This window comes from Abyssisolibacter sp. ZYX002 (assembly GCF_056892235.1).
In genome coordinates this window covers 25679-41727 of sequence record NZ_JARMXH010000013.1, presented here as the reverse complement: position 1 = coordinate 41727, position 16049 = coordinate 25679, and the positions used below count along the sequence as shown (strand labels likewise).

The window sequence follows — 16049 nt, the reverse complement described above, 5'->3', positions numbered from 1 at the left end:
CACTGCCAGTGGGTTTATTATATCAATAACTTTTCTATTTTTTTATAGCGCCTTTTTTGATAACATCTATCATCATTCTCAAATCAGAACTCATCATTTCCTCTAATTCATCAAAAGGCATATCTCTACTCATTTTTAATATAGTCTCTAAATTGTAACCTTCAATCATAAACCATGCTATCTTGATAATATTTTCTTTGCTTTCGTTATATTGAGACCAATTTATGTTTTTTGCTAAATCAAATTCATACATCTTGTCTATTTCTATTTTCATTACTCTAATCTCTTCAAAGCAAGGATTGCTTATATCATAGAAAGCATTCATCATGACTTTAAACTCTAATTGCTTATTTCTATAGTAATTAAACATATTGCATGCAACTTCATAAATTCGCTCAAAATAACATCTAATACTACTATCACAATTATCAGATTGATACTGTGTAATATCTTTAAAAGCTTTATATATAACATAAACATATAAATCTTTTTTGCTATCTATGTATTCAAACATCTCTTCTTTAGAAATCTTAGATTGAGCAGTTATATTGTCAAGTAAAATATCGTTATATGTATTTTTTGAAAATTCTTTTAAACACACGTTTACCAAGTTTGATTTCTTTTCCTCTGGTAATCTGAAAAAAGCCTTTTTCATCTTATTCATCCTCTCTGGAAACCAGTCGGTCTCAATTAGGATATCATCTTTTTTTGTCATTGTCAACATGAGAAGATTCATGTAATCATGATAAAATACTCTTTTTTACTTGGTTTAGTAACTTGAAGTACTGATTTATTAACTTATTTTCATAAATTATAAACTTTACTATAATTAATGTATCCCTCTTTTATATCCACTACCTCATACCCCATCTTATTAAAAAGATACTGTGCTTGATTAGTAACTAGAGTCGATAATGTTACCTTATTGTATCCACTATCAGTTACTTGTTTTTCTATACTATTCATCAACTTATTAGCAATTCCCTTACGTCTAAAATCCTCTGTAACATAGATACTATATACACAAGGTTCTTCTTTGTATATATTCCAGTAACTATGACCTACCAAATTATCTCCTACAGTAGCAACGTACATTCTATCTATACTACCAGATAATAGCTTCATAGTTTTATCTTTAACGCTGTCCCACCTATCTAAATGCTCTGGTTCGTACTCTATCATATACTCTCTCTCAAATAAGTAAACTCTGTTTATATCATTACGTTTAGCTTTTCTTATTATAACTTCATTAACTTTCATATTTTCCATCCTTTTATATAAAATATTAGATAATAATCCAAATTTATTATATTATATAATTGATCTGTAGCTAACTTTATCTCTTTATATGCACTGTTAAAATTCAAACTGCCTCTGCGAAGTAAATACTTTGTCTACTTTTCTATTATTAATCTTCACATTGTCATTATGCACTCCATCAATATATGGAGAGTTGATATATTGTTTTACATCTATTAGTTTCTTATGATTTGCATAACAATATACACATCCATTTCGACAAGTATTGTAAGTCCCTATATCAACACTCTTGATACAGCCACATTCTAATCTTTGGTTTGAGTCTTTTGGTACTTTCCCAGAGAAATTAAATAATTTTTTGATCAAATCATCATCAATACACTTACTATGCTTTATATCATACTGACTCAAATCAATTTTTTCTGAGCAAGTTTCAATAGCCAGATTATAACCATTTGCAATTTTAGAAAACCTCTCAGCAATTTCTTTCATTTCATTATTATTTAACTGTCTAATATTTTGAGAATATAGCCTTTGTTTTATTTTAGGATAAACATCAAGAAAGCTTATTATGCACTTATTAGTACTACCAGCAAGTTTACTTGCTAATAACTCAAACTTATTAAAATGATCTTCTATCGTAATTTTATTTGATAGTAAAATCGGATCATATCTCCATATAACTTTTTCCCTACCTATTTTATTAGACAAGTGTTTAAATACAGGAACTAATTTGCTTTTTTTTATAAGCCCTCTCTCTATTTCTTCGTCATAGGATGTGAGACTAAATTGGAAATAGTAATTATAATCTTGTAATTGATCAATGTATTTAAACAGTGGGTATGGATTTTTAGTCCAGAAAACTATACACTCTACATCTTTTTTGGAAAGTGAAATTCTACTAACCTGATTATAATTCATAGGATTACGCACTAATACGTATTGATCTTTTAACCTATTTAAAAACCAATCGGAATAATAAGCAGGAATATCAGTCCTTCTACTAGCACTAATAATCATAACGCGTGCCTCCTCTGTAGCATCAAATGCTAGTTTTAATCAATTTTTCCACAAGTACAAGGTAATCACCTTCATACTCAATACTTTTTTTTAATATTAATATTGCTATTCCATGAATCATACTCCACATTGTCAACGTCTTTTGCATATACAGTTTTTTGCTTAGATTTATTTTTTGGAAATACTTCTGTGAACTCTCTTTAAATACCCTAAAGGCACTATCCTCACTGTAAATAAATTTATCGTCTTTTATCCTAATAGTGTATACATCATTTGATAAAAACATTAGTTTGAAATACTCAGGATTTTCCACCATAAATTTCACATACATTTTTCCCATTTCAACTATTTGTAATTTAGGGTCATTTGGATACAGCTTAGTTACTTCTAGCAAAGCTATATTAAACTTTTTCCAAACCTCTCTAATTATTTTATTTATAAGCTCATCTTTATCCTTAAAATGCTTATATGGGGCATTATGACTCACTCCGCACATACTTGCTACCTTTCTTAAAGAGAACCCTTCAATCCCCTTTTCATTTAGCAACAATAACCCTCTATTTATAAGCTTTTGTTTTAAATCTCCGTGATGATATGTCTTTTTATCCACCGCTTTATGCCTCCTTAATACCAGAGAATATTCTTTATTATTCCTATACAGATTATATCACTCAATGTTGACAATGTAAACTTAGAGGTGTATAATAAATTAAAGTTTACAGCGTCAACATAGTTTGAATACACTATAATTGGAGGTATTATAATGAAAATAATAGTTCTAAATGGAAGCCCTAAAGGTAAAACCAGTGTCACTATGCAGTATATAAATTATATTCAAAAGAAATTTGAGCAACATGAACTAAAAATAATAAATATATCTCAACGTATCAATAATATAGAAAAAAATAGAAAAGTATTTGATAATGTAATCAATGATATAAAATCAAGTGATGGTATCATATGGGCTTTTCCTCTTTATGTATTTACTATCCACTCGAATTATCTAAGATTTATAGAATTGATCTTCGAGAGAAATGTTAAAGATGTCTTTAAAAACAAATACACCTGTCTTCTTGCTACATCAATCCATTTTTATGACCATACCGCAATAAACTATATGAACTCTATTTGTGATGATTTAGATATGAATTATGTAGATTATTTTTCACCATATATGCGTGATTTACAAAAAGAATATACAAGGAAAAACCTACTCATGTATGCTCAGAACTTCTTTGACATAATAACTAATAAATCAACCACAATAAAAAATTACAGTAAAGTAAATTATAACCCTATATCATATATTCCTGAGATTACTCAAAATAAGATTAATACTTTAAACAAAAAAGTGATTATAGTAGTTGATTCTTTAGAAGATACTAACTTAAAAAACATGATAGATAAATTTAAAAATTCATTTGCAGATAATATAGAGCTAGTAAATCTTAAAAACGATGTTTCTATAATAGGAGGATGCTTAGGATGTTTACAATGTGGTTATAACTATAAATGTATTTACGAAGGCAAAGATGATTTTATTGATTTTTACAATAATAAACTAAAAACTGCAGATATAATAGTTTTTGCTGGTGCTATAAAGTGCAGACATCTATCTTCTACATGGAAAAAGTTCTTTGATAGAGGATTTTTCAATACTCATACACCGTCTCTTTCAGGAAAGCAAATGGGATTTATCATATCAGGTGCTTTGAATCAGATACCTAACTTAAGGCAGATTTTAGAAGCTTATACACAGTGGCAACGTTCTAATTTAGCTGGCTTTATAACAGACGAATACGATACTAGTAGAGAAATAGATACCCATTTATATGATTTTGCATGTAACCTTATCAAATTTTCATCTATGAATTATAGTAGACCAGCTACATTTCTTGGAGTAGCAGGAAATAAAATTTTTAGAGATGAAGTATGGGGGAGGATAAGATTTCCATTTATTGCTGATCATAAAGCTTATAAAGCCATGAATGTGTATGACTTTCCGCATAAAGACTATAAATCTAGATTAATGAATTTCATATTTATACTGATGAGCAAATTTCCTTCTATAAGAAAAGAAATTTACACGAACAAAATGAAAGCTTCTATGATCGAACCATTGAAGAAGGTCGTGGAAAGTGAAGATATCTAGTTTTAATAGTTTCACTAAGATAACTTAATCACTGTGCTATGTTTTACTTGTCTTACCTTGCTGACATAATTTTTATTTTCGTCTATTTGATATATCTATCTTTTTGGATAGTATATATCTAAAAAGTGCATACTTTTTAATAAGACTATATTTGTATAGAATATTATGTGAAAGAATAATATTAAATACTTTAAAGAAAGAAGGAGTATAAATTATGAGCAACGTATATCCAAGAACTTTTTCACACATAGGTATCTCTGTACCAGACTTAGACAAAGCAGTACAGTTTTATAAAGAAGTGTTTGGTTGGTATGTATTGATGGAGCCAAGTGAAATAAAAAAAGATGATAGCGCAATAGGTATTATGTGCAACGACGTATTTGGCGATGATTGGGAATCTTTTAAAATAGCTCACTTATCTACTGGTGATAGAATAGGGGTAGAAATATTTGAATTCTCACAAAACGAAACGCCAAAGAATAACTTTGAATATTGGAAAACAGGGTTATTCCACTTCAGTATACAAGATCCTGATATAGAAGGGCTAGTAAAAAAAATAGTAGAACACGGTGGAAAGCAAAGAATGCCTATCAGGGAATATTACCCAGGAAAAAAGCCATATAAGATGTGTTATGTTGAAGATCCTTTCGGAAATATATTTGAAGTATATAGTCATAGTTATGAATTAACTTATTCTTCAGGAGCATATTAATAAAGATAAAATGTATAACTGAATTTAGAAAAATTTATAATATAAAAAGTTCATGAGCAACTATAGTAAATACATTCTAGTTGCTCATGAATTAAATATAACTATTTTCCTTTCCAATCTTCTGCAAGCATGCCATAAACAAAAAGATCTACATAATGGTCATATAACCACTCTGCTTGCCTTATACATCCTTCATTTACAAACCCCAATCTCTCAGGAATTTTCCTGCTTTTCTTATTTTTAGTTGCAACTCTAATTTCAACCTTGTTCAATTTCAAATAATTCACAGCATAATCAGTCAATGCTTTTGCCACTTTAGTCATGATTCCATTGCCTTGATATTTCTTATCCAACCAATAGCCAATTTCTGCAGTTTTGTTTGCATGATTTATTATATTATAACCAGCTACACCAACAATTTCTTCCTTAAATATGATGACTGTATTCATGCTCTTATTTTCAGCAAAGCCCTTTAATGACATATTAATATATTCAATTGTATCATCTACTTTAGTAGAAAAATCCAGCCAAGTAAGCCATTCACGCAAGTATTCTCTTGAATTATCAATTAATTCAAAAACTGTTTGAGCATCTTTTAGCTCTATCAGCTTTAATGATAATTCACTATTGATTTCATATAAAAACACACTCTACCTCCTATTCTCAATAAATAGTTTTCCTTATATATTATCACACCCTAAATACTAAGCAAAACACTTTTTGTTATTTCCTACAATATTAGTTCATCTATAAAGCATGCTTTTAATATATACTTTTTGGGTGAAAGATGCCTTTATCTTTAAGATAGTAATCAAAGAACTTTAGTACTATACTGTTCATCGTTTCAACCACATAAAATTTATTGGCTTTTTGTTTAATACCCACCTTCTCTACTTGGTTTGATATCATCCTCATAATAAAAGGCGAAAACATTGGCAAATCAGTCAAGCTCAAATGACTCGTTCCAGCTATATGCACTTCGTAAGCATCATGCGTGTTGTCTGCCAACATTTTTCGATGTTTAATAAAATTAGAATCTTTTACGCCATCAAGTAACTTTTTCATGTCATCAGTATAAATGCTTAATATAGGAGTTGGATAAATTTCCTGATTTATTATATGCTCACCATCCTTGAATCCATACTCACCAAGTAAATCTGCATCTAAATTTATAACTGATTTTATATCTTTGCGGTTTCTTCCTATTTTTGCACTTGCCGCTCCTCCTAAAGAATGCCCCATTAAACCTATTTTATTAACATCTATGAGCTGATATATATTGTCCGAATTACCATCTTTGGCATAACTTATAATCGTATCAAGAACAAAATTCATATCATCAGTTCGCACTTTCATCCATTTTTGCTCAATCTTATATGAAGTCTCTTCATCATAAACGCAGTTATTGACATCTACTATTTCTTGTACAAATGATTTGTCTACCATCGTAAAATTACCATCAGTATCTATTGTTAACATAGAATGATACGGATGACTAATAGAACATACAACATATCCATTGCTTGCTAAATTCTCACATGTTGAAGTATTGCTAGTTCCTATTCCAAAAGCACCATGCGAGAACACCACTAAAGGTTGTCTATCCTTTATTTCAGCTGGGTACCAAAACTCAACTGTAACCTTTCGTTTCTCTCCTTTGTCATTAAATGTTTCAACGTGTTTGTTATCTGTATAAGTATAAACAGCTGTGTTAATCTTGTATTGACCAGTAATCTTTATCTCTTTATACTGTGGAAATATTAAAGCTGGTATCACAGCTATTACTATAATCAACCACATAGCTATTCCCTTAAATATCGTTCTCACAGGTTTATAAATTTTCTTATCCTGATTATTGCGTATAATTGATATACACGAAATTATAGCTAAAATCAATAATACTAATGCAAGCAACTTCCATCTGAAACTCCACTGAATTAATGATATAAATACAAATAGAACAAATATACCAAATGCAATTAACCTGATACAATTTCTTATTTTCTTTTGATTAGATTTTGTTTTGATACACAATACCATAATTGTTATTTCTATAGCCGCTGCAATTATAAGTATAATTATTCCCATAGTCTTACCCCCTTTTTTTTAATGTTTAAGTTAAAGTATAATTCCTTCTAACTCAGCATATTATATGCATCACCAAATGTATATGATATAAACACTATTGTGTATCTATAAATAGGTAAAATGCAAAAAAGGGGTATTAAGTTGTCATTAGTTTTTTAGTTTTAGTGCTTTATTGTATTCTTCATTACCTTCAATTTTTCATTAATGCTATGCGCATCTTTTTTGTCTTCTGTCCAAGATAAAAATCGAACAACTATATAAATTATAGCAATCTGTAATGCAAGTAAAAATGTCATGATTTTACTTGTTAATATATTTAATATATTTCCAAAAACCAGTAAAACTATTTCCAATAGCACAAAATGTATTACCCTTCTAATTTTCATTTGTTTTTCAGATATTTCCTTTGATGAATAAAAGATCAATCCTGGTAAACAGCTTATAAAAGCACATGCCATATAAATAAAAACTTCTTTCAACTCGAAATACTCGTTTGGTGCAAATATCTGTCGTAAAATAGTTATAAACATAACTATAATCGCAAACGTGATACAATAATTATTAATAAATCTTTTAATATAATTTTTATATTTCATTTCTAATTAACCTCCTATAAATCTAACATCCTTTTTAATACAGATACATACTTCCTTGAAATATATAATCTTTCTCCATTATCTAACTTTGCCTCAAACCTTCCACTCAAAGATGGTTTAACAAATGATATTTTTGTTAGATTTATAATTGTAGATTTAGATGCACGAAAAAATTTCTTTCCTCCACACATTTCTTCCAACTCATAAAGCTTATTCTTGGATTCAAACACCTTCTCTTTGCAGTATATAAACACTTTATTGTCTACTGCTTCGAAATAATATATATCTGTAATTCCAATTCTATGTATTTTGCTATCCTCATAGCCAAGTATGATATCTTTTCGTAGTCTTAACCCATTTATAATTTTCAATATATCATCATTTACTTCATAACATCTAATGATGATTTCCTCTTCTTGCTCCTTACCAATAGGTTCAATTGATACTTTCATATTTTACCACCTTATATTTAATTCAATATATAAATCTCATATCCTTACATACAAGTTATAACTTTGTATGGACTATTAGCAAATGCTACTGTATTCAAAATGTAACTTATCACATTTGCGAAAATAAATAATCTGTATAAATAGTATAACACAATACTTTTATGATTTTTTAGCGGTGTTTCTTCTATAACTCTAATATATAAAAAGAAAGTAGCTTTTCATAACTAGTTTAGTCATGAATGTATATCTTACGATAAGAATGAATTATTCAACTTTTATTTTAAAAATTATAGAAAATATTTTATATTTTGTTATATTTTTTATAAATAATATTATATTGTTATAATACGAATTTAATCTAAAGTAGGAAATATTAATGAAAAAAACTAACAGAAAAATGATTGCATTACTATTTATTCTCGTAATGACAATGGCATTAAGTAGTATTACAGCTTTTGCAGCTCCTAGTTGGCCGACTCTTAGAGAAGGTAAAAAAGGAGTTAACGTTAGAACTTTGCAATGTTTATTAAATTTCCATAAGTGTTACACTGGCGTTGATGGTGAATTTGGTACAGGAACAAGGAGCGCTGTTAAAAAATTTCAATCAAAAGTTAGACTAACGGCTGATGGTATTTTTGGATCTAAGACTAAAGAATATGTTAAAGATTTTCAAGCTAGATACAATCTTGATGTTGATGGTTATGTCGGTCCTGAAACATGGCTAAATTTAATTGGTCGTCTTAACTAACCCTTATATAGTTTGTAAGCTTATCTTGCAAAACAAGATAAGCTTTTTTTACACACTTTAATATCATATATGCAAAACATAAACTATTTTTGTTATTGAAGGATTCATTGCTTTTATTTACAATAAAAATACTAGTAGCATCACCGCCACTAGTATTCTTTCATTTATTAATTTATTCAATAGGTACTAGGATCTTTGTTTCGTATTTCTTAGTATTTCCCGCCAATAACATTCCAGGACCTTTTATATATATTTCTCTCGTTGGAGTTTTTGATTTTAAATCATTCTGTTTTATATAATCTGTAACTACTTTATAACTTGCAGATAACTTATCGTATGGTCCAATATGAGTTAAACTAACACACTTTTGTTTGCTCAATATCCTGGAAGTTACATCTCCGTTATTAATAGGTTTTTTAACTGGTATAGCTACTTCTATGTCAGCATTTTCTTCTGTATAATCTTCATCATAATATAGTGCAAATGGCGCTGACTCCCCCTTGCCACCTACTTCTTTAAAAAGTTTTCCTATATAAATTCCCATATCTTCATATCTACCTTTGTATCGTATCGATGCAATTAATACCTCTTCTACTTCTACAACACTTACACCTTGCTCCTTGTTCATAATATTAACCTCCTTCAGATTTTCAATTTCATTTTGAATATTATTCTGTATTTTTCTAAAAGAAGCAATTTTCTTTTCTATTTGTTGATGCTTTTCTAGCAAATATTTTGTTATATCTTCTGAATCATTTATACTAGGTATTATTTCTTGAAGTTCTTTAATACCAAACTCATAACTTCTAAGTAGTTTTATGTACATCGCCTTCTTAAAGTTCTCTTCATTATAATACCTATAATTTGTTTCCTCATCAATTCTTGCTGGAATCAACAACCCAATATCATTATAATATCTTAGAGCTTTAACAGTTAGAAAAGTTATCTTAGAAAATTCTCCGATTTTATACATCTCATTGCTCCTTTCTTAATTAAAGTATACTCCCTCTTGTGCAGGGTAGAGTCAAGGATTTTATTATATGTTTTTATACTTTTTATTGTTTATTATATCTTATAGATTTATCAACAACTATTTGGCTAAACAGATTTAATGGTTTAGTCGATCACATTACTATTAGACTAGGTAACCTCCTTGTCCTCTAATTCATAGTATGTATTGAAAATAATGTGAAAGGGGTTATCCAATGCTTATAACAGGCGGTGTTGTCTGTAAAGACAATCCTATCTATCCTGAAGCTAGTAGTGATTTTAACCTAGCTTTTAAAAAATTCCCTCGTATTATAGTCTTTTGTTTTTCCGAAGAAGATGTCAAAAATGCGCTAAAATATGCAGTATCAAATGATACTAAGTTTAGAGTCAGAACTGGAAGACATGATTACGAGGCAAATTCAAATGTTAATAAAGGAATGGTAATTGATATTAGTAATATAAATTATACCATTGTTGATGAAATAAACAAAACTGCTAAGCTTGGCGGAGGAATTACAAGTGGAAAAATGTATTTTGATTTAGTTGATAAAGGTTATACTATCCCTTCTGGTACATGTCCAGATGTGGGCTTTAGCGCACTTACTTCAAACGGAGGAGTTGGTTTTGCATCAAGACTATTGGGTCTTGCCTGTGATAACCTTTTAGAAGCTGAATTGATAAATTATAAAGGCGATAAAATAGTTGCCAATAAAGATCGTAATAAAAACTTATTTTGGGCTATACAAGGTGGACTTGCTTCAAACTTTGGAGTACTTGTTTCATTGACTTATAAGATTACTCCAGTATGTAAGGTTTCAACTTATGTTATAACTTGGAATAATAAATACTTTGTTGATGTAGTTGCTGCTTGGCAAACTATCACTCCTGATGCTGATGTTCGGTTAACAAATACTATAAATTATGAAAAAAAACCTTCTGGTGAGATTATATTATCATCACGTGGGCAATTTTTTGGAAAACCAGAAAAATTAGAACAAATAATTAAACCGTTAATAGACGCTGCACCGATAGAATCGATAGATATAGAATATATTCCTTATAAAAAAGCTATAGAAAAGTGGGCTGATGACTGCTCTGGCCCTCGCAAATTCAAAGCAACAGGTTCTTTTATATTTGAGCCACTCAGTAAAAGAATGTTAAATCTTTTAAATGAGAAATTAATAAATGCTCCTAAAAACTCAGCTCAGTTCTATGAATTCATGGCACTTAACGGAAATGTGAGTAATGTAAAACCAAATGAAACAGCTTATGTTCATAGAGATGCCTTATATCTGCTAGAAATAGAATCTATATGGACTTTGGAACTTGATAGAAAAGATAATATCGATTGGACGAACAATGTCAAATCCTCATTAGACACTGCTGGTGTAGGAACGTATAGAGGTTTTACTGATTTTCATCTTGTTGATTGGCAAAAACAATATTATGGAGACAATTATCTAAAACTAAGAGAAGTTAAATCTAAATATGATCCTCAAAATATTTTTAATTTTCCACAGTCAATAAAGCCATTATAGAAATGTGTAACCATATTAATCAATAGATATTAAAGGCTAAACCCCACAGAATCCATGTGGGGTTTTATGTTACTATTATTTATTGTTCACATTTATAAATTACCTATTTCATTATTTTTAATCGGTGTTGCTTTATAATCATTTATCATCCATTTTAGCCAACCATAAATCATGACAATCATTACTAAAATAATTGGTACACCAGTGATTATAGCCGCCGTCTTTATAGTTCCAAGCTCAGCCTTGATGAAGATCATTGTCAATGGAACTAGAGCTAATGCAATACACCAGAATAATCTATGCAATGGATGTGGTTCTTCGTTTTCTTTAAGACCTGGTGTGGCAGTTGATGCCATTGTAAAAGCTGCTCCATCCAATGTTGTTGCAAGAAACAATACTGACACGATACAGAATATTACCATAAACACACTACTAAGTGGCAATGTTTTTAATACTTCTATTATAGCAGAAACATCCTGCCCATTTCCGAGCATTCCTACCATGTCGACCAATCCTTTAATATGGCGGTCAATTGATAAACTAGATATTACTCCAAAGAATAGGAAACAACCTGCACTTCCACTAATTATTGTATTTATAATAACAGACCTCAAAGTTCTTCCCTTTGATACCTTCGCGATAAATATGCCAGTAAATGGCGCATAAGTTATCCAATATAGCCAGTAAAAAATGGTCCAGTTTTGAGAAAACCCAGATTTTCCTATTGCATCAGTGAATAAACTCATTTGAACAAAATTTTGAATCATTAAGCCCAAAGAATTTGTTGTATTAGCTAATATGAACAATCCTGGTCCTAAAATAACAATACCTATACAGAAAACAATTGCTAATTTGGTATTCATATTTGATATCATAGCCATACCTTTTTTTAATCCTATATAAGAACTTAATGAATAAACCACTGAAATTATTAAGATAAGCACTATATTCATAGTAAATGTAGGTGTGATTCCAAGTACTGAAGAAAGGATTCTAGAAACTAATGGAACTGATACCCCTAATGTTATACTTAATCCACCAAAGCATATAAAGATAAACATAATATCAACTATTCTTCCTATTATTCCATTTTGCTTAATGCCAGTAATCTGACTTATTATTGCGCTAAGGCTTAAACCTTTGTTTTTGCGAACATAAAAATGATAACAGATTGGTATTCCAACTAATGCATAAAGTGTCCATGCACTAAATCCCCAGTGAAACATGCTGTATGGTAAAGACATTTCAAAAGCTCTTTGTGTACCTTCTTTAATCCCTAATCCCGGAGTACCTATATAATATGCCCATTCTATAAATGCCCAGTACACTGTCGCTGATCCAAGACCACAACTTATCATCATAGAAACCCATTTAAACGTAGAGTATTCAGGTTCACTATTTCCAAAACGGATGTTTCCGTATTTACTAGCTGCTATATATATCAATAATAAAAAGCCAAGAAACGTAAATAATAGCGTAAAAGACCCAAACCAACTAGTCATCTTACTAAAAATAGCATTTGCTACCCTTTGTGAAGCTTCTGGTTGTAAATATAATAGCCCAACTACAACTAATACAATACTCACACTCACAGAAATTAATAATTTATCTATTTTTTTCATTTAGTATCCTCCTACTTACATTTTTTAATTCCAATACCTAAATAATGTTCAAGACGTATGTCTTTTTGTATAAGACTACAATAAGAATATCCAATATCTTCTATCTTTGTTTTTTCCCCATTCGCTACCTTCAAAACTTCTTCCAAAATCATCTTGCCAATATCATCACATGATTTTTCGCCCTTCATCACTTTAGTTGCATCTATATCAATATCTTCATTGATTAAATCTTCATTACCACTAACACGAATAACTGGTATTAGAGGATTGTTGAATCCAGCTGCTCCACTTGTCCATAGTATCAACTGAGCTCCAACAGCTGCAAAATGCATTGCCGAACCACCACAAAGCATTGTCGCTTCAGATAAATACATCCCGGGTTTAGTAGGTTTTTCATAACCAAGTTGATTAAATCTAAGAACTCCCTCAATAGGTCTTGATCCAGTCTTAGCAAGTGCTCCCAAAGATTTTTCTTCAATAGTTGTAAGTCCTCCGATACTATTACCAATACTCATTGTTTCTACAGCTGCTCCCGGTACACTCCACCTCTTTTCTTCATCTGAAATTAACTGTCTAATATCAGATGCTACTTCTTCACTGACTGCTCTCTTACATAAAGCATCTTCGCAACCTATAAGTTCAAATAATTCACCTGATACAGCTGTTGCACCTGCATCTACTAATAAATCAACTGCTTTACCCACGCTTGGATTAGAAGCTATTCCAGAACTCGTATCAGATCCACCACATTTAACTCCAACAACTAATTTTGAAATATCCACTAATTGACGACCCAAACTATTTGCGTATATTTCTATTTCTTTTGCAAGTTCTATTCCCTTTTTAATGGTAGCTTTAGTTCCACCATTCTTAAAACAGACAAGCGTCCTTGCTAATTTGCCTGTTTTATTTACTGGATCAGCTACTAAATCGGGATGAATACTTCCACATCCCATAGCAATTACTAACACCCCTGCAACATTAGGATTACATCCTGCACTAATCATATTACTAAGAATTTCTTCATTTCCTCCTAGCATGCAAGTATAATGATTAGTAACAATTACAGCATTGTCTATTTCTTCAGATATTTTTCTCGCTATACCTTCGCAACATTCATCTACTGATATGATTAATATTTTGTTTCTAATCCCAACGCTTCCATCTGGTCTTAGATACCCGTGAAATTTCATACATGTTCTCCTTTTCTATTTATTAACTAATCTACTTTAATTCCCATCTGCTCAATAATCATCTTTTTAGCTTTATTTGGTATATCAACTCTTTGACTTTTAACATTATGAACATGAACTAGTCTTCCTTTATCAATATTTTTAGTCGTTACACCTATAGGAAAACCATATTTGATTATCTTATCATCTTTTTTTATATCGATTATCGCAATTTTATTACCAAATGGGATTGCTTCCATTGTTTGAATTTCTTTAATGACTTCATTTTTGTCTGAAATTACAGTTACTATCTCATTACAACTAATGTTCGCTAATGCTGTTGCAACATTATCTTCGCTATACTTTTTTATTACTTTTTTCAATTATGACACTTCCTATTTTAAAATTTTTTTCTAAACCAATTTAAAATAAATACAAGTATTACAAAACAATATTTTTCCAACTATTTTACTTTAAAATATTACGAAAATGTTTTCCTGAACTTTATGCTATCTATTTTATAAACACTAAATGTTGCTTTATTGATAAACCTATGTTTAGATTATCACGTATTAGAAAATTCTATATTTTTTGATTACTTCTTCGTCCAATTCAATACCTAATCCTATACATTCGGGAACCTTCACATAACCATCTTTAAATTCAATCTTATTTTTAACTAAATCCTTATAAAGTGGACTAGTGCTTTGTGAATATTCAATTAAGTCTGTATTTTCACAAGCTGCTAAGAAATGTACAGTTGCAGCTATTAAAATACCTGTACTGAATCCATGAGGAACTAATTTTGTACCATGTTTTTCAGATAATTCATATATTTTTAAAGCTTCAGTTATACCACCACATCTAGTGACATCAGGCTGAACTAAATCTGGCTTTCCTACTTCTAAAAAATTCATGAATTCATACGTAGTTGTTAACGTTTCTCCACCAGCGATCATTGGCTTGATTGAATTCCCAAGCTTTCTATATCCTATCAAATCATCTGATCCTATAGGTTCTTCAATCCAGTTTAAGTTGAAGTCTTTTAATTTCTCTGCCATGTATAATGTGTGTTCAGGTGTTTTCCACTTAGCTGCTAAATCAATCTGTAGTTCAAAATCTTTACCTGCTTCTTCTCTAACAGCTTTTATTATTTCATAATCAGTATCTGGATCATCTCCTAAAACTCCGCCTCCAAATTTTAAACTGTTAAAACCTTTGTTCTTTAAATCTCTTACAATTTGCTTGTTTTCTTTAACCGTATCAGCAGGTATAAACGTACCGTAAGCTCGTATTTTATCTCTATATTTACCCCCAAGTAGTTTATACACAGGAACTTTGTGATATTTTCCAGCTATGTCCCAAAGAGCTATATCAATAGCACTTATGGCATGAATACCTGCGCCTCTCCTTCCCATATAATTAGATCCTTCATACATCTTGTTCCACAGCTTTTCAATTTCAAGTGGATTTTCACCAATCAACAATTCTTTCAACCCAAAACATGCAAGATTTGAGTTTGGAGTTTCTATTATACTCTTTACAACTAATGGTGATGAATCTGTTTCTCCAATTCCTACAATTCCTTCATCTGTATAAATTTTTACAATGACAGCATCTTCACCCCAAATACATCGTTCTTCAATATTTGGGACTCTCAAGCAAATCACTTCAACCTCAGTTATCTTCATTAATATTT

17 protein-coding genes are annotated in these 16049 nt (G+C 30.2%); 4 read left to right on the top strand and 13 right to left on the bottom strand.

Annotation, left to right across the window (positions count from 1 at the left end; translation table 11 throughout):
* Positions 1 to 34: 34 nt before the first annotated feature.
* The 4 genes from P3X86_RS20230 to P3X86_RS20215 all read right to left on the bottom strand — a co-directional run bounded on the left by P3X86_RS20230 (position 35) and on the right by P3X86_RS20215 (position 2890).
* Positions 35 to 655: a hypothetical protein gene (locus P3X86_RS20230; RefSeq protein WP_483294554.1), complete on the bottom strand. Its 621-nt coding sequence runs from the start codon at positions 653 to 655 to the stop codon at positions 35 to 37.
* A 149-nt stretch (positions 656 to 804) separates the two neighbouring features.
* Positions 805 to 1260, bottom strand: coding sequence for a GNAT family N-acetyltransferase (locus P3X86_RS20225; RefSeq protein WP_483294553.1), 456 nt, complete (start codon positions 1258 to 1260; stop codon positions 805 to 807).
* 96 nt (positions 1261 to 1356) lie between these two features.
* The gene (locus tag P3X86_RS20220) at positions 1357 to 2280 is read right to left on the bottom strand and encodes a DUF1848 domain-containing protein (protein WP_483294552.1); all 924 of its coding nucleotides are present in this window, start codon (positions 2278 to 2280) and stop codon (positions 1357 to 1359) included.
* Positions 2281 to 2302: 22 nt separating this feature from the next.
* On the bottom strand, positions 2303 to 2890 hold the full coding sequence (locus P3X86_RS20215; protein ID WP_483294551.1) for a TetR/AcrR family transcriptional regulator: 588 nt from the start codon (positions 2888 to 2890) through the stop codon (positions 2303 to 2305).
* A gap of 153 nt (positions 2891 to 3043) precedes the next feature.
* On the opposite strand from P3X86_RS20215, the gene P3X86_RS20210 reads away from it, so the two are divergent.
* Together P3X86_RS20210 and P3X86_RS20205 are read left to right on the top strand one after the other, a co-directional pair.
* Entirely contained in the window at positions 3044 to 4432 is a 1389-nt protein-coding gene (locus tag P3X86_RS20210; protein ID WP_483294550.1) for an NAD(P)H-dependent oxidoreductase, read from the top strand.
* 214 nt (positions 4433 to 4646) lie between these two features.
* Entirely contained in the window at positions 4647 to 5144 is a 498-nt protein-coding gene (locus tag P3X86_RS20205) for a lactoylglutathione lyase family protein (RefSeq protein ID WP_483294549.1), read from the top strand.
* Positions 5145 to 5245: 101 nt separating this feature from the next.
* On the opposite strand, the gene P3X86_RS20200 is transcribed toward P3X86_RS20205, so the two are convergent.
* The 4 genes from P3X86_RS20200 to P3X86_RS20185 form a co-directional block, all read right to left on the bottom strand.
* The gene (locus P3X86_RS20200; protein ID WP_483294548.1) at positions 5246 to 5791 is read right to left on the bottom strand and encodes a GNAT family N-acetyltransferase; all 546 of its coding nucleotides are present in this window, start codon (positions 5789 to 5791) and stop codon (positions 5246 to 5248) included.
* A gap of 115 nt (positions 5792 to 5906) precedes the next feature.
* Positions 5907 to 7232 (bottom strand): alpha/beta hydrolase family protein, encoded by a 1326-nt coding sequence (locus P3X86_RS20195; protein WP_483294547.1) that lies wholly within the window; start codon positions 7230 to 7232, stop codon positions 5907 to 5909.
* 161 nt (positions 7233 to 7393) lie between these two features.
* The gene (locus tag P3X86_RS20190) at positions 7394 to 7828 is read right to left on the bottom strand and encodes a DUF3021 family protein (protein WP_483294546.1); all 435 of its coding nucleotides are present in this window, start codon (positions 7826 to 7828) and stop codon (positions 7394 to 7396) included.
* A 14-nt stretch (positions 7829 to 7842) separates the two neighbouring features.
* Positions 7843 to 8280: a LytTR family DNA-binding domain-containing protein gene (locus P3X86_RS20185; protein WP_483294545.1), complete on the bottom strand. Its 438-nt coding sequence runs from the start codon at positions 8278 to 8280 to the stop codon at positions 7843 to 7845.
* Between the two features lie 376 nt (positions 8281 to 8656).
* On the opposite strand from P3X86_RS20185, the gene P3X86_RS20180 reads away from it, so the two are divergent.
* The gene (locus tag P3X86_RS20180) at positions 8657 to 9028 is read left to right on the top strand and encodes a peptidoglycan-binding domain-containing protein (RefSeq protein WP_483294544.1); all 372 of its coding nucleotides are present in this window, start codon (positions 8657 to 8659) and stop codon (positions 9026 to 9028) included.
* A 172-nt stretch (positions 9029 to 9200) separates the two neighbouring features.
* Here the strand turns inward: P3X86_RS20180 and P3X86_RS20175 are convergent, their stop codons facing one another.
* Positions 9201 to 10001 carry a MerR family transcriptional regulator gene (locus P3X86_RS20175; RefSeq protein ID WP_483294543.1) on the bottom strand — a complete coding sequence of 267 codons (801 nt, stop codon included), beginning with the start codon at positions 9999 to 10001 and terminating at the stop codon, positions 9201 to 9203.
* A gap of 232 nt (positions 10002 to 10233) precedes the next feature.
* Between P3X86_RS20175 and P3X86_RS20170 the strand changes: the two genes are divergently transcribed.
* Positions 10234 to 11556: an FAD-binding oxidoreductase gene (locus tag P3X86_RS20170; protein ID WP_483294542.1), complete on the top strand. Its 1323-nt coding sequence runs from the start codon at positions 10234 to 10236 to the stop codon at positions 11554 to 11556.
* A gap of 92 nt (positions 11557 to 11648) precedes the next feature.
* Here P3X86_RS20170 and P3X86_RS20165 read toward each other — a convergent pair whose 3' ends face one another.
* The 4 genes from P3X86_RS20165 to P3X86_RS20150 all read right to left on the bottom strand — a co-directional run bounded on the left by P3X86_RS20165 (position 11649) and on the right by P3X86_RS20150 (position 16041).
* Positions 11649 to 13178: a BCCT family transporter gene (locus P3X86_RS20165; RefSeq protein WP_483294541.1), complete on the bottom strand. Its 1530-nt coding sequence runs from the start codon at positions 13176 to 13178 to the stop codon at positions 11649 to 11651.
* An 11-nt stretch (positions 13179 to 13189) separates the two neighbouring features.
* Positions 13190 to 14371 carry a UxaA family hydrolase gene (locus P3X86_RS20160; protein WP_483294540.1) on the bottom strand — a complete coding sequence of 394 codons (1182 nt, stop codon included), beginning with the start codon at positions 14369 to 14371 and terminating at the stop codon, positions 13190 to 13192.
* A 26-nt stretch (positions 14372 to 14397) separates the two neighbouring features.
* Positions 14398 to 14733: a hypothetical protein gene (locus tag P3X86_RS20155; RefSeq protein ID WP_483294539.1), complete on the bottom strand. Its 336-nt coding sequence runs from the start codon at positions 14731 to 14733 to the stop codon at positions 14398 to 14400.
* Positions 14734 to 14922: 189 nt separating this feature from the next.
* Positions 14923 to 16041, bottom strand: a complete 1119-nt coding sequence (locus tag P3X86_RS20150) for a mandelate racemase/muconate lactonizing enzyme family protein (RefSeq protein ID WP_483294538.1) — start codon at positions 16039 to 16041, stop codon at positions 14923 to 14925.
* Positions 16042 to 16049 lie beyond the last annotated feature (8 nt).